This is a genomic window from Candidatus Koribacter versatilis Ellin345, assembly GCF_000014005.1.
Lineage (GTDB): Bacteria > Acidobacteriota > Terriglobia > Terriglobales > Acidobacteriaceae > Korobacter > Korobacter versatilis_A.
The window spans coordinates 5522895-5543157 of the sequence record NC_008009.1; the positions used below are offsets into that span (position 1 = coordinate 5522895).

Below are 20263 nucleotides of genomic sequence, written 5' to 3' on the forward strand. Positions count from 1 at the left end.
AAAGAATGCGACGCACATCGGGAATGGAATTGAGCCTGCCGCCGTTTACGCCGGCAGTGACCTGGCTGTTGGGAATCAATGTTGGCGTGTTCTTCGTGATCGAGTTGCTCTCGCTTGCGAAGATGGGTGGACCGCTCCACCTGTTGGCCTATGCCGCGCTCGTTCCATTCAACGTACTGCACGGCCACGTGTATGAACTGGTCACGTATTCGTTCCTTCATGCCGGCGGTATGCACTTGTTCGGCAACATGCTGGGCCTTTGGATGTTCGGATCTCAGATCGAAGGCGACTTTGGCACCCGGCGATTTTTGTCGTTCTACTTCTGGTGCGTAGTAGGCGGAGCGCTCACGACTGTAGCCGTCTCCTACACCGGAATCCTGGGTATCTCGCCACTCTTGCCGACGATCGGTGCTTCGGCAGGTGTGTATGGCATCCTGATCGCGTTTGGCGTACTGCACGCAGACCAGGAAATCTATATGCTTCCCTTCCCGTTCAAAGTGAAGGCGAAGTATCTCGTCGGCATCCTGGTTGTGGTCACGCTCGCATTCGCTTTGTCGGAGAGCAACGGCACGTCGGGTGCTTCGATCGCCTACGCCGCCCATCTCGGCGGACTGATTTTCGGCTACATCTACATCAAGGCCTTTGCGCGACGCGGAGCGAAGTCCCTGGTTTCCGAACAGTATTACGGGATACGCAACGCGTATTATCGCTGGAAGCGTAACCGCGCCAAGAAGAAGTTCGAAGTCTACATGCGCCAGCACAAGCGCGAGGACTACTTCGACCAGTACGGAAACTTCAAAGACCCAAACAGCAAAGACGACAAAGGCAATGGCCAATCGTCCGGCGGTGGATGGGTGAATTAAGTCTTCGACTTTCTGGAACGGCTACGCCACGGCATCTGTACCGCATAGACGGGTACAGCCGTGGCGTTCTCTTTCTCAATCTCCAGCAGCTTTCGCTTTGCGAGCCAACGCACCGCCGCCTGTGCAGAGCTCTTCGACACTCCCACCGACTCGGCCAGTTCCTGATAACTGACCTGCACCGGTCGCGTGCGCTGCTCCTGCTCAGCAGCGAGCCATAGGTACACAAGAAAACATACCGGGCGATGGTCGTGACCGACGAGGTCGCGCATCAGGACATCGGTTACATAGGGATCGATATTCGGCATGGTTGCTGTACCGACGGCTACTATAGCATCGCCTGCCTGATTGCAAAACCGCGGGCCGCACAGATATTCTGCCCTCCACACGAAGGAGATTTCAAAGATGATTCGCGGATTGAAATTTGTCAGCATCCCGGTGCGCAATCAGGACGCTTCGCTTAAGTTCTTCACCGAAAAGCTCGGATTCAAAGTGGCGACAGACCAGCCTTTCAACGACAAGCAGCGCTGGATCGAGCTGAAGATTCCCGGCGCAGAGACCGGTATCACGCTTTTCACGCCGCCAGGACACGAAGACCGCATCGGCGGCTTCCAGCCGCTTTCGTTCTGGTGCGATGACGTCTTCGCGACGGCGGCAGCGATGAAGTCCAAAGGCGTGGAGTTCGCGCAGGACCCGAAGACCGAACACTGGGGCACATCGGCGATCTTTAAAGATGTCGACGGGAATATGTACGTGCTGTCGAGCCGAAGCTAGCCGGCGTACTGCGCTTCGCCATTTCCGAACGACCAGTTTTCTTTCGCAACTTCGACGAGGTTGATCAGGACGTCCTGCTTGCGGACATGCACCTGCTGGTGCAGGCCGTCGGCGACGGCTTTGTAGAACGCTTTCTTCTGATCGAGGGTGCGGCCGGAGTTGAGCGTGATCTGGATGAACATGCCTTCGTCCGTTCGCTCGATGCCAAGGTAAGTTGGACTAAACGTGAAGTCATCGGGTTCAACTTCGTTGATGATTTCAAAGCGGTCTTCATTGGGAACATTCAGCGTGTCACGCATTGCCTGGTAGATGACATCGGCAACCTTGTGGCGATACGCGGTCGGGCGGCCTGCGATCATGTGCACGACAACGAGAGGCATGAGCTGCTCCTTGTACTCGTAGCTTGGAGCATGGAACCGCGCCGGTTGTCGCAATTTTTCTATCGTAGGACGAGTTAGGAGATTGACTCTACTACTTGAACTCGACCACGGTTTCGAGCTCTTCCTGCACAGTTGTCAGCGTGCAGAGCTCCGGCAGGCGGAGCCAAAATTTATGGACCTCCGGGTCTTGCTGTGCGTCGTCGCGAGAGACGGCCGAGGTCCAGTAGCGCAGGTGGATGAGGCTGCCGGGGCGCTTTGGATTGCGGTAGAGGACGTCGCGGCTGTAGCCCTTGCGGAAGAGGAGCGCGTAGAGTTCGCGCAGCATCTCGACTAATTCGTCTTCTTTTCCGGGAAATGGTTCAAGGATGGCAAGGGCCAGGATCTCTTTGTTCATCGAATCTCTTTCTTCATCGGCGGCGCGTTCTCCGCGGGCGGTCGCTCTTCCTCGGACTCGCTGCCAATCACGTGCAGGCGCATGAAGTTCGTAGAACCTGATGTGGAACGCGTGCCCGCAACGACTCCAATGATATCTCCCGCAGCCACCTGGTGGGCACCGAGAAGTAACTGTTCGGCGTAGAGAATCATTTCTTTTGAGGAACGCAAAGGCTCGCACTGTACCGGATGCACTCCCCAAAACAGGTTCAGGCGGTTGATCACGGTGTCGAGGTGCGAGAAGGCGTAGATCGGCGGCTTGGGGCGATGCTTGGAGAGGATGCGCGCCGTGTTGCCCGATTCGGTATAGATGGCGATCGCGAGCATGTCGAGGTCTTCGGCGGCGTGCGAAACCGCATCGCACACGGCCTCAGAGATGGTGTTCTTGTGGTCTTCGTGACGGCGGCGACGGCCCTCGGCGAGGCAGTGCGACTCGGCTTCCGTAATGATGCGTGCCATCATCGCCACGGCTTCGCGGGGATACTTGCCGCTGGCGGTCTCGCCCGAGAGCATGACGGCATCGGTGCCGTCGAAGATGGCGTTGGCCACGTCGCTGGCTTCGGCGCGCGTTGGGCGCGGATTGTCGATCATAGACTCCAGCATCTGTGTCGCGGTGATGACGGGAATGCGGCGGCTCTGCGAGCGCTTGATGATGTGCTTCTGAAGGACTGGCACTTTTTCGGGCGGCACTTCGACGCCGAGATCGCCGCGCGCAACCATGACACCGTCGGTCTCATTGAAGATCTCTTCCAAGTGCTCGATAGCTTGGGGCTTTTCGAGCTTAGCGATGACGAAGACATTGCCCTGGTGCTCGGAGATCGCGTTGCGCACTTGCTTGAGATCGTTGGCGGTGCGCACGAATGAGATGGCAACGGCATCCACGCCGTTTTTCAGACCGAACGCGAGATCTTCGAGGTCTTTATTGGTGAGCGCAGGAATGCTGAGGATCGCGCCGGGAATGTTGATGCCCTGGTGCTCCTTGAGTTCGCCGCCGTTCACGATGTGGCACTCGACATCGGCGCCTTCGATGCGACTGACGCTGAGTTCAATCTTGCCGTCGGAGAGCAGGATGCGCGAGCCAGGCTGCACATCCAGGGCGAGGGTTTGAAAGGTGGTTGCGAGCAGCGAGGCATCGCCGACAATGTCGCGCGGCGTGATCGTGACCGTGTTGCCGGTTTCGAGCATCACGGGCTTGTGATCTTTGAGCAATCCGGTGCGGATCTTGGGACCTTGCAGGTCTTGCAGGATGCAGATAGAGCGCTGCTCCTCGGCCGCAACTTTACGCAGGCGCTGGATGACCACGAGATGCTCGTCGTGCGTACCATGCGAAAAATTCAAGCGAGCGACGTCCATGCCGGCGCGCATCAGCTCCTGCATCGCGGCCTCGGTATTGCAGGCGGGGCCGATGGTGCAAACGATCTTGGCACGGCGATGAGTGGCGGTGTGTTCGCCGGCGGGCTCGGTGAAGGCGTTATACGAGAAAGTCATTCGATGTCTATTTCCGTTTCGCGGGCTCTTCTACAGGTACTTCGGTGGCTTTCAATTCCGAGTGCGCTCCGAAGAGGAAACGCGGATTGCGCAACGCGTTAAACTCGGCACCCACCAGCACCACCATCGAAATCAAATATAACCAGATCAGCAGCGCGATGGCGGTACCGACCGAGCCGTAAATCACGTCGTAGTGGGCGAAATTCCGGATATACCAACCGAAGAGGACCGTGGAGCCGAACCACATCGCGGTGGCAAGCACGGCGCCCGGGAGCACCCGGTGCCAGGGTTGGGTGCGCGGGACGCCGTTGTGGTAGATGAGCGCGATGACGGCGATGCTGGTGACCGTCGCGATCAGCCAGCGCACCAGCGACCACATGAGGAGGATGTACATTCCAAGTTCGCGGCCGGCGTGGAAGATCATCCAGTTCTCGATTTGGAGGCCGAACGCTACGAGGAACGAGGCGAAGGCCATGGGGCCGCCGGCCATGAGCACGAGGGAAATTGCGACCATGCGTTCCTGGATCAGGCCCCAGGTCTTTTGCAACTGGTAGGCGTTCCGGAAGCCTTCCATCCACGAAATCATGACGCCGGTGGCGGTCCAGAGGGTCAGGATGGCGGTGGTGATGAGGAACTTCATCGGGATCGGGTGCTCGCCCTCGAAGTACTCCTGGACGGCGGAGGCCGTGCCTTCGGGGAGAATGCGGCCGACGGCATAGGAAATTTCGCGGACGAACGCGGCCGTGGTGTGCGACAGCGTGAGGGTGGAGGCGACGACCAGGACGGCGGGAAAGAGCGTGAGGATGGCGGAGTAGGCCGCCCCCTTCGCGACGGCGAAGGCGTCGTGCTGGAAGGCGCGCCAGAGGGCCCGCCGAAGATGGTCGAGGAAGTCGCGCATCGCGGGAAAACTGCCTCAGTTTACACGTGCATGGGCGGCTTGGCTCTTGTCGAAGTTGTGACCACTTGCGACGCGTGGAGTGTCAGTGACTGCCCGGTCTGTACCGTTAACGGTAAAGTACCCCCCTCCCCTTCCAAAAAATGCAAAATCCTCAAAACAGGCGACTTAACTGATACATAGTCTGCAAATTCTTCCATCTAAACGGGTTATAGGCAAAATATTCTGGAATAAGGACTTATCCCGCGATTAACGATCGAATTCACCACAGAAGCGCAGAGTTTTCAAAGAACCAGCCAAACTATTGGGAATGCCCCACATGGTCATAATCCATGAGGGTGCGCAAGAAAATCAGTGAGCTGCGGCACAGATCGTCGTGCGACGGGTCACAGTGCTACGGGCAGAGTACGGGCTTGATGTCCACGATAGGCGTGCCATCGATGCATTCGAGAGCGGAGACGTGGATGCCGCGTTCGGTGATCTCGAGGACCGTGGTTTCGTGGAGGCCGATGGGGTTGGGACGGTCGGGAGAGCGGGTGGCGAAGACGCCGGTGAGGGGTGCGTTGGGGATGCGGCGTGGATGGACCTGGAGCGTCTCGCGGCGAGATTCGTGGAGCCAGGTTAGGACGATGATCTTGTCGCCGGGGTTCATGCCGAGGAGGGCTTCTCGGTATTTGGGATCGAGTTCGAGCCAGGCGTCGGGGGCGTTTTCGTCGGGCTGGCGGGGGGCGTTTTTGCGGTCGGTGAGGGTGGAGCGGACTTGGCCGATGGGATTCAGGGTGAGCGTCACCGAAATAGTATAGCGACCATAGGGGTCCTTCGACTGCGCACGCTGCGCGTGCTTCGCTCAGGATGACAGAAGCGCAGAAACAGCAGATTCTTCGTCGCGCAAACGCGCTCCTCTGAATGACAAGAGAGGGTGGTGGTAGCGCTGGCACTTCCGGCGCTCACGCTTGCGGACGTAGGACCTGAAGAGCCGGACGACGCGAGACCCTGGTGTGAGTCAGCGAAGCAGATGGATGCGCACGCCGAGTTTTGCCTTTGTCCAAATTCGATCCGTGGTGTAGATGGGGAGCCGAAGGGCAAGGCCAAGGGCGAGGCAGGCCCGGTCTCCGAGAGACAAGCCGAGGGCCTTTGCTTGTTTGACGAGTGTTCCGGCGGCCTTGGCATGCTCCTCTTCAAACGTCGCGAGGATGGGCACGAGACCGACGACGATTTGCCACGACTGGTCCGGATCGCCGCCCGCTGCGACAAGCTTGGCCTGAACCTCAGCCGCATTCACGGAGCTCATGATGGCGCCTTGCATAAGCGCTGGAGGCAATTGCTCGGATCCGGGCTCCTGGTTAAGAAGCGCGAGGAGAGCAGAGGAGTCGATGACGCACTTACTCACGGCGCGCTTCCTTACGGCGCTCCTCGATCAATTCTGAAGACAGGCTTCGCCCCTTCGGGACGAAAGAACGAACGTATTCTTGTGCCTCCGCAATGCGGTTTTCCAGTGTGGAGATGCGGAGGCCATGCTCATCAGCCGTGAGCTGCACCTCATCGCCTTCCTTCCAACCTAAGGCTTCGCGAAAAGAGGCGGGGATCACGACCCGGCCTTTGGCGGCAATGCGGACCTTCACTCTTTGGGCCATGCTTACCTCAGTGACACTATTATAGCAAGGTGGCACAAAGTGTTTGATGTGCCACCTGCGGAAACAGCAGATTCTTCGTCGCGCTGGCGCGCTCCTCTGAATGACAAGAGGCGGTAGTGGGGGAGTGGGGATAGGGAGGCTCACGCGAAGCTGGGGCAGGGGCTAAAGCCCGTCTTTTTAGGAGCCTTTTCGGCATCGCTAAAGCGATGCCCTGATACAAGGCACGAATTGAAGCGATGTCCTGATACAAACCACGGTATTGAAGGGATGCCCTGGTACAAGCCAACGGTATTGAAGCGATGCCCTGGTACAAGCCAGCGGTATTGAAGCGATGCCCTGATTACAAACCTGTGGTTTCTGAGGAGCGTGAGGGTAAAGCGGGCTTGTATACTCGCATCCTCGAGGAGCGAACTGGTCCGAATGCGATTCAGCTGGATTTTGATTTGTGGGTTGGCGTTTGGCTGGATTGTTACGTGCGGCTCGGCTCGCGGCGAAGATCCGCCGGGGCATTGTTTTCGGATGGCGTTGGTGGATGATGGGAAGCCGGTGGATGCGCCGGCGCGGATTACCTTCGCGGACGGCTCGGAGCGCGAGGAAGTCGAAGCCCACGACAATCGGTATTGCGTGCCTGACTCGATGATGAACGCGGAAACGCTCGATCTCATGTTCGAGGCGTCGGGAAGCCGGTTCAACCTGTTCCACGTGCGCATGCATTTGTTCGATTCGGACTGGGACGTTGCCTTCGGCAATAAGCGGTACGCACACGAAGAGCATTTGGCGAAGTCGATCCATTTTGAAGAGTCGTGCACCCTGCATATTCACCAGGACGAAGGCGATAAGGACCTGACGATAGCCGCGTGCCGGCTGGCTTTGACTCGTCAGAAGTAGTGGTTCTGCCGCGCAGCGAAGCGATCGCGCAGCAATCCAAAGCAAAAAATAAGGGCGACCACGAATGGTCGCCCTTTGATGGATTGAAGCTGGTTATTCGGCGACGAGTTCTTCGTTGCCGGTTTCGTCTTCGCCTTCGTTGCGGAGCAACTCGAGCGCGCGTTCGGCTTCTTCGTACGCCTGGTGTACCTCTTCCTGAACTTGTTGCGCTTGCGCTTCAAGTTCGGGCGAGAGAGCCACGTTGCGGTAGTACTCCATGCCAGTGCCGGCCGGGATCAAGCGGCCGACGATGACGTTTTCCTTGAGGCCGCGCAGGTGGTCGACCGCGCCGTTGATGCTGGCTTCGGTGAGCACACGCGTGGTCTCCTGGAACGATGCCGCGGAGATGAAGGAGTCGGTAGAGAGCGAGGCCTTGGTGATGCCGAGCATCAGCGGACGGCCGGTTGCCGGGCGTCCTCCTGAAGCGATGGCAGCTTCGTTCTCAGCGCGGAAGCGGAACTTATCCACCTGCTGTTCGAGCAGGAAGTTAGTATCGCCCACGTCTTCGACCTTCACCCAGCGCATCATCTGGCGCACGATCGTTTCGATGTGCTTGTCGCTGATGTTCACGCCCTGCAGCCGGTAGACTTCCTGGATTTCGTTGACCAGGTAGGACTGCAACTGCTTCTCACCGAGGACGGCGAGAATGTCGTGCGGGTTGAGCGGGCCATCCATGAGCTGTTCGCCAGCCTGGATGCGTTCGCCTTCCTGCACGTTGACGTGAACGCCGCGGGGAACCGAGTATTCGCGCTCGGTACCATCGTCGGCAACGACATAGATCTTGCGCTGACCCTTGCTCACTTCGCCGAACTTCACGGTGCCATCGATTTCGCTGATGACGGCCGTTTCACGCGGCTTGCGGGCTTCGAACAATTCCACGACACGCGGCAGACCGCCGGTGATGTCCTTGGTCTTGGTGGTTTCGCGCGGGATCTTCGCCAGAACATCGCCCGGGAAGACCTCTTCACCATCGAGCACCATAAGGTGAGCGCGCGACGGCATGAGGTAACGCTTGGTGCCCTTGGCGCCCTTGATCACGATGGCCGGCTGACGTTTTTCATCCGGCGAATCCATGACCACGTGGCGCGAGAGACCGGTGACTTCGTCCACTTCCTCGTGGAGCGTGAGGCCTTCGTGCAGGTCCTTGAACCCGACGGCGCCGCCGATTTCCGTGAGGATCGCGAAGGTGTACGGGTCCCACTCGACCATGACCTGGCCGAGTTTGACCTGCTGGCCGTCTTCGACGCGGAGCTTTGCGCCGTACACGACTGCGTAACGTTCCTTTTCGCGGCCCTTCTCGTCGATGACCGTGATGGCTCCGTTGCGGTTCATCACCACAAGGTGGCCTTCCTTGGCGCGGACGACGGTGAGGTTGTGGAAGCGAGCGGTTCCGTTGTTCTTGGCATCCAAACGCGACTGCTCGGAGACTCGCGACGCGGTTCCACCGATGTGGAAGGTACGCATCGTGAGCTGGGTGCCAGGTTCGCCGATGGACTGTGCGGCGATGACGCCGACAGCTTCACCGAGCTCGACCAGGCGGCCGGAGGCGAGGTTGCGTCCGTAACAGAGGGCGCAAACGCCGCGCTTCGATTCGCAGGTGAGCACCGAACGGATCTTGACGCGTTCGATACCCGCGGCTGCGATGCCGTTGGCGAGGTCTTCGGTGACTTCCTGGTTGACGTCGACCACGACGTTGCCTTCGTAGTCCTTGATCTTCTCGAGGCTGACGCGGCCAATTACGCGGTCGCGCAGGGGCTCGATGATCTCGCCCGATTCGACGATGGAGCTGACGTAGATACCGTCTACCGTGCCGCAATCGTATTCGCTGATGATGACGTCTTGCGCCACGTCAACGAGACGGCGGGTGAGGTAGCCGGAGTCGGCGGTCTTCAACGCGGTATCCGCAAGGCCCTTACGAGCGCCGTGCGTCGAGATGAAGTATTCCAACACCGTGAGGCCTTCACGGAAGTTCGCCGTGATCGGCGTCTCGATGATTTCGCCCGACGGCTTGGCCATTAAGCCGCGCATGCCGGAGAGCTGACGGATCTGCTGTTTCGAACCACGAGCGCCGGAGTCAGCCATGACGTAAATCGGGTTGATCTCGCCGGCCTTGTCCATTTGCTGCATGTTGCCGAACATTTCGTCCGCGACCTTTTCGGTGATGGCCGACCAGATTTCGACAACCTTGTTGTAGCGCTCGCCGTTGGTGATGGCGCCGTCCAGGTACTGCTGCTGTACGGAGTTCACCGTCTGTTCGGCTTCCTTCACGACCTTCGCCTTGTTCGGCGAGATGACCATGTCGTCGATGCCGATCGAGAGACCCGAACGGGTGGCGTACTGGAAGCCGAGCGACTTGATCTGGTCGAGCATCTGCACCGTGATCTCGAGACCGAAGCGCAGGTACACGTAGTTCACCAGGTTGCCAATGCCCTTCTTCTTCAGCAAGCCGTTGATGTACGGCATCTCCGCGGTGGCGCGGCGAAGATTGTCGTTCAGGATCGCGCGGCCAACGGTGGTGTTGATGTACTGACGCTGGAACGGCACGGGCTCGGTGTGGGTCACGTCCTGATCGTCGTACGCAGTGGTCAGGTCCATGACGTCGCCGGTGTAGCGCAGGCGGATCGGGGTCAGCGTTTCCACTTCGCCCATTTCCTTCGCGAGCAGCACTTCTTCAATGTTCGCGAATGCGCGGCCTTCACCCTTCGATCCCGGACGCGCCTTGGTCAGGTAGTACATCCCGAGCACCATGTCCTGGGTAGGAACGGTGATCGGCTGGCCTGACGCGGGCGACAGGATGTTGTGCGAAGCGAGCATGAGCACGCTGGCTTCGATCTGAGCTTCCGGAGAGAGCGGAATGTGCACCGCCATCTGGTCGCCGTCGAAGTCGGCGTTGAATGCCGTGCAGACGAGCGGGTGGATCTTGATCGCCTTGCCTTCCACCAGCACCGGCTCGAATGCCTGGATGCCGAGGCGGTGAAGGGTTGGGGCGCGGTTCAAGAGCACCGGGTGGTCTTTGATGACCTCTTCGAGGATGTCCCAAACCACCGGTTCCTGCTGCTCCACGAGTTCCTTGGCTTGCTTGATCGTGGTGCAGTGGCCGGTCTGCTCGAGGCGGTGATAGATGAACGGCTTGAAGAGTTCAAGCGCCATCTTCTTCGGCAAACCGCACTGGTGGAGTTTGAGCTCCGGACCAACCACGATGACCGAACGTCCCGAGTAGTCCACGCGCTTGCCGAGCAGGTTCTGACGGAAGCGGCCCTGCTTGCCTTTGAGCGTGTCGGAGAGCGATTTCAGCGGACGGTTGTTGGCACCGCGGAGTACGCGGCCACGACGTCCGTTGTCGAAGAGAGCGTCAACGGCTTCCTGCAACATACGCTTTTCGTTGCGCACGATGACTTCGGGCGCATGCAGGTCCATGAGCTTCTTCAAGCGGTTGTTACGGTTGATCACACGACGATAGAGGTCGTTGAGATCGGAGGTGGCGAAACGGCCGCCGTCGAGTGGAACGAGAGGACGCAACTCCGGCGGAATGACCGGGATCACGTCGAGAATCATCCACTGCGGCTTGTTGGTGCTCTTGCGGAACGCTTCAGCAACCTTGAGGCGCTTGGCGAACTTGAGCCGCTTCTGGATGGACGTCTCGTTCTTCATCTTCTCGCGGAGTTCGACCGAGAGCGATTCGGCGTCCACGCGCTTCAGCAATTCCTTAATGGCTTCGGCGCCCATGAGGGCCTTGAAACCAGTGGGACGGTACTGCTGATCGAGTTCGCGGAACTTGGTTTCGTCCTTGATGACTTCGCGTTCTTTGACGGGCGCGTCGCCGGGCTCAACCACGACATAGGCTTCGAAATACAACACCGACTCGAGGTCGCGAAGCGAGATATCGAGGATGTGGCCGATGCGGCTGGGCAATCCCTTGAAGAACCACACGTGCGAGCAGGGCGAGGCCAGTTCGATGTGGCCAAGCCGTTCGCGGCGGACCTTGCTGAGCGTGACTTCCACGCCGCACTTGTCGCAAATAACGCCGCGGTGCTTCATGCGCTTGTACTTGCCGCACAAACATTCCCAGTCCGTGACCGGGCCAAAGATGCGGGCGCAGAACAAGCCATCACGCTCGGGCTTGAACGTGCGGTAGTTGATGGTTTCGGGTTTAGTTACCTCACCGTGAGACCAGCTCCGGATCTTTTCCGGCGAAGCAAGGCTGATGCGGATTGCGTCGAAATCCGTGATGTTGCTTCCGAGGTCGAAAGGGCTCGAACGGTACAAATTGTCCTCCTTCCCCGCGGGTTCTTGCCTGTGGCTCGAATGCGGGGATCCGTGCAGCGCATCGTCGCTGCTGGCGTCTTCCGGATCACTTGCTGGAACGTTTCCTGGAAGAAGGGAAAGTTCCAAATACTGAAAGAGCGAGGGAACGTCCCCACCCTAGCTTCGCTAGAGTGGGGCACCCTTAGTCGGCGGCTACAGGCGCGGGAGCAGCTTTCTCTTTGGTCTTGATCAACTCAACATCAAGACAGAGCGACTGCAACTCGCGGATGAGCACGTTGAACGATTCCGGAACGCCCGGCTCGATCGCGGCTTCGCCTTTGACGATGGCCTCGTAAATCTTGGTACGGCCATAAACGTCATCGGACTTCGCCGTCAGCAGTTCCTGGAGGATGTAAGCAGCGCCGTAAGCTTCGAGCGCCCACACTTCCATTTCTCCGAAACGCTGACCACCGAACTGCGCCTTGCCGCCCAGCGGCTGCTGGGTGATGAGGGAGTACGGACCGATCGAACGCGCGTGGATCTTGTCGTCGACGAGGTGAGACAGCTTGAGCATGTAGATGTAGCCAACCGTTACCGGCTGCTCGAAGCGATCGCCTGTCATGCCGTCGTACAGGAAGGTTTTGCCGGAGGTCGGCAGGCCTGCCTGGTCGAGCAGCGACTTGATCTCAGCTTCCGTGGAACCGTCGAACACGGCGGAACCGAAGAAGACGCCATCCTGCATGCCCTTCGCAACCTTCAGCAACATCTCGTCGTCGAGCTCGGTAACGTGGTCGACGAACGCGGTGTCTTTGAAGAGCTGCTTGAGGTGCTTGCGGACCTGGCCGGCTTCCGAGTTCTCGACCATGAATTCGGCGATCTTCTTACCGAGTTCATGTCCGGCCCAGCCGAGGTGCGTCTCCAGGATCTGGCCGACGTTCATACGGCTTGGCACGCCCAGGGGGTTGAGGACGATCTCGACCGGCGTTCCATCCTCGAGGTACGGCATATCTTCCTCGGGCAGAATGCGGGCGATGACACCCTTGTTACCGTGGCGGCCGGCCATCTTATCGCCGACGCTCAGTTTGCGCTTCATGGCGATGTAGACCTTCACCAGCTTGATCACGCCGGGAGGCAGTTCGTCGCCCTTCTGCAGTTTTTCGATCTTTTCGCGAACGATCTTCCGCAGCACATCGATCTGACGCGAGGTCATTTCCTCGATCTCGTCGATCTGCTCGTTGACGCGCGGGTCCTTGTCGGCGTACTTGATGCGCTTCAAATTGCGCGTCGAGATACGCTCGATGGTCTCGCGGTCGAGGACGGCGTCCTTGGTCAGGAGGCGCTTGTTGGTGCGCTCGTCATGCAAATCAGCCTGCACGACTTTGGCGCCCAACAGGCCTTCGAGACGCTTCAAGCGCTCGTCGGTCAAAATGCGGATTTCGTCAGCAAGGTTCTTTTCCAACTTCGCGATCTGGGTGCCTTCGATCTGCTTGGCGCGCTCGTCCTTTTCCTGGCCTTTGCGCGAGAAGATCTTGACGTCCACAACCACGCCCTCGATGCCCGGAGGACAGGTGAGCGAAGCGTCGCGGACATCACCGGCTTTTTCGCCGAAGATGGCACGCAGCAGCTTCTCTTCCGGAGTGAGCTGGGTTTCGCCCTTCGGCGTAACTTTGCCCACCAGGATGTCGCCTGCTTTCACAGGGGCGCCGATACGGATCACACCGCTTTCATCCAGGTCACGCAGCGCAGATTCGCTGACGTTGGGGATGTCGCGGGTGATTTCTTCCGGACCGAGCTTGGTGTCGCGAGCTTCGATCTCGAACTCCTCGATGTGGACGGAGGTGTAGTAGTCCTCCTTGACCAGCTTCTCGGAGACGAGGATCGCGTCTTCGAAGTTGTAACCGCGCCATGGCATGAAGGACACGAGCACGTTACGACCGAGGCCGAGTTCGCCGTGGTCGGTGCAAGGACCGTCAGCAATGACCTGGCCTTTCTTCACGTGATCGCCCTGCTTCACAATGGGCTTCTGGTTGATACAAGTGTTCTGGTTCGAGCGCTTGAACTTCGTGAGCTGGTAGATATCGCTACCAACTTCACGGGAGAGCTGCATCGGATGATGCTCGCCCTCAACGCGCACGATTACGCGTTCCGAGTCGACCGAGTCAATGATGCCTGAGCGGCGTGCGAGCACGACCGCGCCGGAATCACGCGCGGTGACGCCTTCCATACCGGTGCCCACGATCGGGGCCTCGGCGCGGAGCAGCGGCACGGACTGACGTTGCATGTTCGCGCCCATGAGAGCGCGGTTGGCGTCGTCGTGTTCGAGGAACGGAACCAGCGAGGCAGCGACGGAAACGAGCTGCTTCGGGCTGACGTCGATGTAATCGATGTCATCGCGGCTGATCAACACGAAGTTGCCGGCCTTACGCGCGTTGACGAGTTCGGAAGTGATCTTTCCCTTCTCGTCGAGTTCGGCGTTGGCCTGCGCGATCGTCCACTTATCTTCTTCCCAAGCGGAGAGGTAGAAGGAGTATGGCTCGAGTTCGATGCCGCGCTTCTTGCGGCCGCGCAACTCTTCGTTCGCCTTCTGCGCTTCCGACTTCTCCATCTTGTCGCCCACGCGGTAATCGCTGTCACCGGCGTGCGTCACCTGGACGTAGTCGATCACGCGTCCGCCCTTTACGCGGCGGTACGGCGACTCGATGAAGCCGTAGTCATTGATCCGCGCATAGCAGCTCAACGACGAGATCAAGCCGATGTTCGGACCTTCTGGCGTCTCGATCGGGCAGATACGGCCGTAGTGCGTCGGGTGAACGTCGCGGACTTCGAATCCGGCGCGTTCACGCGAAAGGCCGCCCGGGCCAAGTGCCGACAAGCGGCGCTTGTGGGTAATTTCCGAGAGCGGGTTGGTCTGGTCCATGAACTGCGACAACTGCGAGGATCCGAAGAACTCGCGGATGGCAGCCATGACCGGCTTGGCGTTGACCAGGTCGTGCGGCATGGCCGTCGACATTTCCTGGTACACGCTCATCTTTTCCTTGATTGCGCGCTCCATGCGGACCAGGCCGATGCGGAACTGGTTCTCGAGGAGTTCGCCCACAGCGCGGACGCGGCGGTTGCCAAGGTGATCGATGTCGTCCACCGCGCCGAGATTGCGGCGCAGCTTCAGCAGGTAACGGATGGTGTGGTAGAAGTCATCCGGATCCAGCGTGCGCTTGTCGAGTCCGGTCGGGTCCTGACGGTCGAACAGCTTGATGTTGAACTTCAAGCGGCCCACGCGAGAGAAGTCGTACTTCCGGGCATCGAAGAACATGCCGTGGAAGAGCGCGGTCGCGGTGTCGAGGGTCGGCGGATCGCCCGGACGCAGCTTGCGGTAGATTTCGATCAAGGCTTCTTGCGGAGTCTTGACGGAATCGCGGCGCAGCGTCGCGCTGATCACGGTGCCCACGTCGTCGCGCTCGGGGAAGAATACGTTCACTTCTCCGATGCCGGCGTCGATCATCTTCGACAACTTGTCGGCGGTGAGTTCCTGGTTGGCTTCGAGCAGGACTTCGCCGGTGTTGGTGTCGATGACGTCGGAAGCTACGTACGCTCCTTCAAGATCACCCAGTTCGATCTCGAGTTCCGAGATCTTGTGCTTCTGGATTTCCTTTAGGACCGAGGCTGTGACCTTGCGGCCAGAGTGCGCGACTTCTTCGCCGTTCTTGGCTTTGATGGCGTGCGAAAGCTTCAACCCAACGAGGTTGGTCGGGCGCTCGATGCCCGGCTCCAGCGTCCAGTAGAGCTTCTTGTCTTTCACCGCGATGCGATCGACAGTGTAGAACGTGCGGAGAATGTCCTCGTCGGTACGCAGGCCGAGAGCGCGCAGGAAGATGGTTCCCAGGAACTTGCGCTTGCGGTCAATGCGGACGTACAGGATGTTCTTCTGGTCGTACTCGAACTCGACCCACGATCCGCGGTAAGGAATGATCTTGCCGAGGAAGTAGGTGCGGTTGTTTGCGGTCTCGAAGAAGACGCCGGGCGAACGATGCAACTGGCTGACGATCACGCGCTCGGTGCCGTTGATGATGAACGTACCGTTCTGGGTCATCAGCGGAACGTCACCAAAGAACACTTCCTGTTCCTTGATGTCGCGGATGGTGCGGTTGTTCGTCTCCGGGTCCTTGTCGAAGATGGTGAGGCGCATGGTGACCTTCAGCGGAGCTGAATAGGTCATGCCGCGCTCTTCACACTCCGCCACGTCGTACTTCAGTTGCAAGCCGACAGGGTCGCCGCACTTGTTGCAGAAGTCAGGCGTGTTGGCGTTGAACGTGCCGCACTTGTGGCAGAGCACGTCGCCGGGGTGGAAGGGATCGGTTACTACGGTCGCGCCGCAGTTCTTACAAGTTGTACGCAGGTGATGCAGTCCCTTAAGGTGACCGCACTTGCACTCCCAGTTGCCGATCGCGTAATCCACGAACTCAAGTTGGGAAACATTGCGGAAATCCGTGATCGGAAAGACCGACTGGAATACCGCTTGAAGCCCCGCATCGTCACGCTCGCTCGGCAACAGGTCCATCTGCAGGAAGCGGTCGTAGGAACGCTTCTGCACTTCGATCAGATTCGGAATCTGGATCGTCGCCGGAATTTTCGAGAAGTCTTGACGGTTGCGGAAGGCAATTTTCTTTTCTGCCATTTAATAACTCCTGAGGGTGTGCCCTTCCGTTTTTTTCACAAAGGGAACTGGTACGATGAGCACCGAAAAGCTACTCAACGGACCTTCACGAACGGCAAATGATGCTGGCCTATCAACTCGGGTACGACACAACCGGCAATCTCGCGCATCCAACCTGTGGTGCGCAAATCTGCACGGCGGCACGGCCACTTCTTAAGAACAGGAAAACGCAAAACGTGTGCTGGCAACACGGTTTGCGACTGAAAACACGTATGCGCCCGTAGGGACAAAGCTCCCCGCAGGCGCCAACATCGCGCTTTCACGAACTTTAATCAGAACTCTTACTTCCCGCGCCAGTATCTCTTTGGCCTGTTCTCGTCCGCCTGCCGGAACGTGTGAGCCTCACGTATCCGCCGGGTCGGCCGTCCGCCATTTTCTTCGGTGTGTCGCACTCGGTTCTTTCGAACCGCAACCACGATGCCCGGGAATTCTGCGGTGACCCTGAGGAGGTCCCGCTCCGCTTCCTCGGCAACCATCGCGCCCCGATACGCCCGCTCAAAACGTAACGGAGAACGTGTTGTCTAACGCTCACCTTGCCTCATTACAAGATGAGTTGGAACCCTGAAAAGATTCAAAGCCCCTTTTTTCAGGGGATTGCGGCGGCAAGCCCGTAGGATTGCCGCCGCATTGAGCCCAAACTACTTGACTTCGACAGTCGCGCCAGCTTCCTGGAACTTCTTCTGGATGGTCGCTGCTTCGTCCTTCGACACGCCTTCTTTCACGGTCTTCGGAGCGCCGTCAACCAGGTCCTTGGCTTCTTTCAAGCCGAGGCTGGTGACTTCGCGAACTGCCTTAATCACGTTGATCTTGTTTGCGCCCGCAGCGGTCAGGACGACGGTGAATTCCGTCTTCTCTTCCACCGGAGCAGCCGCAGCAGCGCCACCGCCGCCGGCAACCATGACCGGGGCAGCCGCAGCAGCCGAGACGCCGAGGCGCGATTCGAGCTTCTTTACGAGTTCTGCCGCATCAAGCAGCGAGAGACCAACAATCTGTTCTTCCAACTGTGCTAAATCAGCCATTTCCGTATCTCCAATTCTGTTTTCGTTATTCGTTGTGCGATTTCGTTATTTCCCGTGAGGTCGATGTTCGAGGTCTTCCGGGTGGCAGTTACGCGATCCCCGCGTTACGTAAGCCCAACCTCTGCACCAGCCCAGACAAAGCCGGCGATCTAAACATGTCCCAACAACAGATAACGGAACCTTTTGGAGCCACTTTCGCGACTCCGAACCCTTGTACCGCAGGGGCTAAAGCCCAAATTCGGCCGGCCCCGTTCGGCACGACTAAAGTCGTGCCCTGATACAAACCTTCCGCACCTCTAAAGTCGTGCCCTGATACAAACTTCGGCACCTCTAAAGTCGTGCCCTGAACAAACCTTGGCACGGCGGGAGCAAGCTCTCGCCGGCTCTAACTACTGGGCGGGTGCTTCTCCGCCCGAGAACTTTTGCTTTTCCACGCCCTGGTTCAAAACCACGGCGAGGTCGCGACCGGTTGCGTTCATCACCGTGACCAAACGCTGCGCCGGGGCGCTGATGAGGAAGAGCAGCTTCGAGTAAAGCTCTTCCTTCGAAGGCATGTTGGCGAGGGCATCGATGTCGGCGAGCTTGATGACCTTTCCGTCCACCACACCGGCTTTGAACTCATACTCCGGGTTGTCCTTGGCGTACTTGCTGAGCACCTTCGCGAGCTGGACCGGATCGCCGTCGGTGAACGCGACCGAGGTCACGCCCGCCAGGCCCTTCACGGCGTCTTCGATCTTGGTGCCCTTGGCGGCGCGCTCGGCGAGGGTGTTCTTCACCACCGAGTACTTGCCGCCCACGCTGCGGACTGCCTTGCGGAGTTCGTAGTCCTTCGAGACCGTAAGCTTGTTGAAGGTGCCCACGATGGCGTGGTTGGCCTTCTTGAAGTCTTCGGTCAGCTTCTCAGTTACTTCGATCTTTTTTGCTTTTGTGACTGCCATGTCTGAATCCTCTTCGCGCTCGACTAGCTCTTCGACGCTGCCTCAATGGCAGTCGTGTCAATGGAGATCCCAGGGCCCATCGTAGAGCTGAGGTAACAGCCCTTGATGTACTTGCCCTTGGCGGCGGACGGCTTGGCCTTGACCACGCTTGTGATCAGGGTCGTGGCGTTGTCCACCAGCTTGTCAGGCGGAAACGAAATCTTTCCAACCGGAACGTGGACCAATCCGGTCTTGTCGGTGCGGAACTCAACCTTACCGGCCTTCACTTCGCGGACGGCCGAGGCAACGTCAGTGGTGACGGTGCCAGTCTTCGGGTTCGGCATCAGGCCGCGGGGACCGAGCACTTTACCCAACTTACCGACGGAACGCATCATGTCGGGCGTCGAGATCACCGCGTCGTAATCGGTCCAGCCCTCTTTCGCGATCTTCTCGACCATGTCCTCGCCGCCGACGAAATCAGCACCGGCCGCTTCGGCTTCGCGCTGCTTTTCACCGCTGGCGATGACCAACACAATCTTGGTCTTGCCCAGACCGTGGGGCAGGACGACCGTGCCGCGGACCATCTGGTCAGCATGCTTCGGGTCGACACCCAAACGAAGCGTCAAGTCGACGGTCTCGTCGAACTTGGCGAACTTCACCTTCTGCAGGAGAGGAACTGCGTCCTGCAAAGCGTACGGACGCACTTCGACTTGCTTGCGCGCCGCTTCGATTTTCTTACCTGGCTTTGCCATGTTGCTCCTTGTCTTCCACCGCGCACCGTTACGTTGGTGTGCCGTGGTTTACGACTCAGGGGCTAAAGCCCCCGAACTTCTTTGGCCCGATCGGCACGACTAAAGTCGCGCCCTGATACAAATCTTACGGGACGATATCGATGCCCATCGAGCGCGCGGTGCCCTTGATGCTGTTGATCGCAGCTTCGACGGAGGCGGCGTTCAAGTCAGGCATCTTCTGCTTCGCGATCTCTACGACCTGCTTCTCGGTGACCTTGCCGACCTTGTCTTTGTTCGGCACGCCCGAGCCCTTGGCTACGCCAGCGGCCTTGCGGAGAAGGTCGGAGGCCGGCGGGGTCTTGGTCACGAAGGTGAAGCTGCGATCGTTATAAACGGTGATGACGACCGGGATAGTGAATCCCTCGAGGTCCTTGCTCGCAGTCTTCGCGTTGAACTGCTTGCAGAACTCCATGATGTTGATCTGCGCCTGGCCGAGGGCCGGGCCGACCGGCGGGGCCGGCGTTGCCTTGCCTGCGGCGATCTGCAGTTTGACTTGTCCAGTTACTTTCTTTGCCATTGCGGATCCTTCTGTACCTCAGGGGCTAAAGCCCCCTCAAACTCTGATCTCTTTCGGCAGCGCTGAAGCGCTGCCCTGATACAAATCGCGGCGGCGCAAAGCCGCCTCTTTCACAAACCTACGTAAGTACCTTTTCGACCTGACCGAACTCGAGTTCTACAGGGGTCGAACGTCCGAAGATCGTGACCATGACTTTCAGCGTTTCCTTGTCTTCGTTCACTTCGTCCACAACTCCCTGGAACGTAGCGAACGGACCTTCGCTGATGCGCACAGTCTCGTTCTTTTCGTACTTGACCTTGAGTTTCGGCTTCTCGCGGCTGTCGGCAACGCGATAGACGATCTGCTGCACTTCTTCTTCGCTGAGCGGCGTGGGCTGCTGGCCGGTTCCGACAAATCCGGTCACGCGCGGCGTGGATTTCACCACGTGCCACACGTTGTCATCCATGTCCATCTCGACCAGTACATAGCCGGGATAGAACATGCGCTCGCTGGTGTACTTCTTGCCGCCCCGGACTTCCGTCACCGACTCGGTCGGAATCAGTACGCGGCCAATCTTGCCCTCGAGTCCGAAGGCATGAATGCGCGACTCCAGCGACTCCTTCACCTTGCGTTCAAAACCCGAGTAGCTGTGGATGATGTACCACTTCATGTTCGGGTTCTGCAGGGGTTGGCC

18 protein-coding genes are annotated in these 20263 nt (G+C 58.9%); 3 read left to right on the top strand and 15 right to left on the bottom strand.

Going from position 1 to position 20263, the window contains the following annotated elements:
* Positions 1-5: 5 nt before the first annotated feature.
* The gene (locus ACID345_RS24260) at positions 6-863 is read left to right on the top strand and encodes a rhomboid family intramembrane serine protease (protein WP_011525462.1); all 858 of its coding nucleotides are present in this window, start codon (positions 6-8) and stop codon (positions 861-863) included.
* Here the strand turns inward: ACID345_RS24260 and ACID345_RS24265 are convergent.
* Positions 860-1168 carry a helix-turn-helix domain-containing protein gene (locus tag ACID345_RS24265; protein WP_011525463.1) on the bottom strand — a complete coding sequence of 103 codons (309 nt, stop codon included), beginning with the start codon at positions 1166-1168 and terminating at the stop codon, positions 860-862. The two genes, ACID345_RS24260 and ACID345_RS24265, sit on opposite strands and share 4 nt — an antisense overlap.
* 97 nt (positions 1169-1265) lie before the next feature.
* Between ACID345_RS24265 and ACID345_RS24270 the strand changes: the two genes are divergently transcribed.
* Positions 1266-1634 carry a VOC family protein gene (locus ACID345_RS24270; protein WP_011525464.1) on the top strand — a complete coding sequence of 123 codons (369 nt, stop codon included), beginning with the start codon at positions 1266-1268 and terminating at the stop codon, positions 1632-1634.
* On the opposite strand, the gene ACID345_RS24275 is transcribed toward ACID345_RS24270, so the two are convergent.
* From ACID345_RS24275 to ACID345_RS24305, 7 genes are all read right to left on the bottom strand, one after another.
* A complete protein-coding gene (locus ACID345_RS24275) occupies positions 1631-2014 on the bottom strand; it encodes a tautomerase family protein (protein WP_011525465.1) in 384 nt (127 codons plus the stop codon). The two genes, ACID345_RS24270 and ACID345_RS24275, sit on opposite strands and share 4 nt — an antisense overlap.
* A 91-nt stretch (positions 2015-2105) precedes the next feature.
* Entirely contained in the window at positions 2106-2408 is a 303-nt protein-coding gene (locus ACID345_RS24280) for a putative quinol monooxygenase (RefSeq protein ID WP_041856057.1), read from the bottom strand.
* Positions 2405-3934 carry a pyruvate kinase gene (pyk, locus tag ACID345_RS24285; RefSeq protein ID WP_011525466.1) on the bottom strand — a complete coding sequence of 510 codons (1530 nt, stop codon included), beginning with the start codon at positions 3932-3934 and terminating at the stop codon, positions 2405-2407. The genes ACID345_RS24280 and pyk overlap by 4 nt, the downstream gene beginning before the upstream one ends.
* Positions 3935-3941: 7 nt before the next feature.
* Positions 3942-4832 carry a YihY/virulence factor BrkB family protein gene (locus ACID345_RS24290; protein WP_011525467.1) on the bottom strand — a complete coding sequence of 297 codons (891 nt, stop codon included), beginning with the start codon at positions 4830-4832 and terminating at the stop codon, positions 3942-3944.
* 391 nt (positions 4833-5223) lie between these two features.
* Complete coding sequence (gene tsaA / locus ACID345_RS24295) at positions 5224-5619, bottom strand: tRNA (N6-threonylcarbamoyladenosine(37)-N6)-methyltransferase TrmO (RefSeq protein WP_011525468.1); 396 nt, start codon at positions 5617-5619, stop codon at positions 5224-5226.
* A gap of 213 nt (positions 5620-5832) precedes the next feature.
* Positions 5833-6219: a PIN domain-containing protein gene (locus tag ACID345_RS24300; protein ID WP_011525469.1), complete on the bottom strand. Its 387-nt coding sequence runs from the start codon at positions 6217-6219 to the stop codon at positions 5833-5835.
* The gene (locus ACID345_RS24305) at positions 6212-6451 is read right to left on the bottom strand and encodes an AbrB/MazE/SpoVT family DNA-binding domain-containing protein (protein WP_228370706.1); all 240 of its coding nucleotides are present in this window, start codon (positions 6449-6451) and stop codon (positions 6212-6214) included. Before ACID345_RS24305 ends, ACID345_RS24300 begins: the two co-directional genes overlap by 8 nt.
* Before the next feature lie 432 nt (positions 6452-6883).
* On the opposite strand from ACID345_RS24305, the gene ACID345_RS24310 reads away from it, so the two are divergent.
* Entirely contained in the window at positions 6884-7351 is a 468-nt protein-coding gene (locus ACID345_RS24310; RefSeq protein ID WP_041856059.1) for a hypothetical protein, read from the top strand.
* 93 nt (positions 7352-7444) lie between these two features.
* On the opposite strand, the gene rpoC is transcribed toward ACID345_RS24310, so the two are convergent.
* The 7 genes from rpoC to nusG all read right to left on the bottom strand — a co-directional run bounded on the left by rpoC (position 7445) and on the right by nusG (position 20239).
* Entirely contained in the window at positions 7445-11656 is a 4212-nt protein-coding gene (gene rpoC / locus ACID345_RS24315) for a DNA-directed RNA polymerase subunit beta' (RefSeq protein ID WP_041857196.1), read from the bottom strand.
* A 181-nt stretch (positions 11657-11837) separates the two neighbouring features.
* Positions 11838-16307 (bottom strand): DNA-directed RNA polymerase subunit beta, encoded by a 4470-nt coding sequence (gene rpoB, locus ACID345_RS24320; protein WP_011525473.1) that lies wholly within the window; start codon positions 16305-16307, stop codon positions 11838-11840.
* Between the two features lie 677 nt (positions 16308-16984).
* A complete protein-coding gene (gene rplL / locus ACID345_RS24330) occupies positions 16985-17365 on the bottom strand; it encodes a 50S ribosomal protein L7/L12 (RefSeq protein ID WP_011525474.1) in 381 nt (126 codons plus the stop codon).
* A gap of 389 nt (positions 17366-17754) precedes the next feature.
* Positions 17755-18303 carry a 50S ribosomal protein L10 gene (gene rplJ, locus ACID345_RS24335; protein ID WP_011525475.1) on the bottom strand — a complete coding sequence of 183 codons (549 nt, stop codon included), beginning with the start codon at positions 18301-18303 and terminating at the stop codon, positions 17755-17757.
* Between the two features lie 23 nt (positions 18304-18326).
* Positions 18327-19034 (bottom strand): 50S ribosomal protein L1, encoded by a 708-nt coding sequence (gene rplA / locus ACID345_RS24340; RefSeq protein ID WP_011525476.1) that lies wholly within the window; start codon positions 19032-19034, stop codon positions 18327-18329.
* 124 nt (positions 19035-19158) lie between these two features.
* Positions 19159-19590: a 50S ribosomal protein L11 gene (gene rplK, locus ACID345_RS24345; protein WP_011525477.1), complete on the bottom strand. Its 432-nt coding sequence runs from the start codon at positions 19588-19590 to the stop codon at positions 19159-19161.
* A gap of 118 nt (positions 19591-19708) precedes the next feature.
* Positions 19709-20239 carry a transcription termination/antitermination protein NusG gene (gene nusG / locus ACID345_RS24350; RefSeq protein ID WP_320408732.1) on the bottom strand — a complete coding sequence of 177 codons (531 nt, stop codon included), beginning with the start codon at positions 20237-20239 and terminating at the stop codon, positions 19709-19711.
* Positions 20240-20263 lie beyond the last annotated feature (24 nt).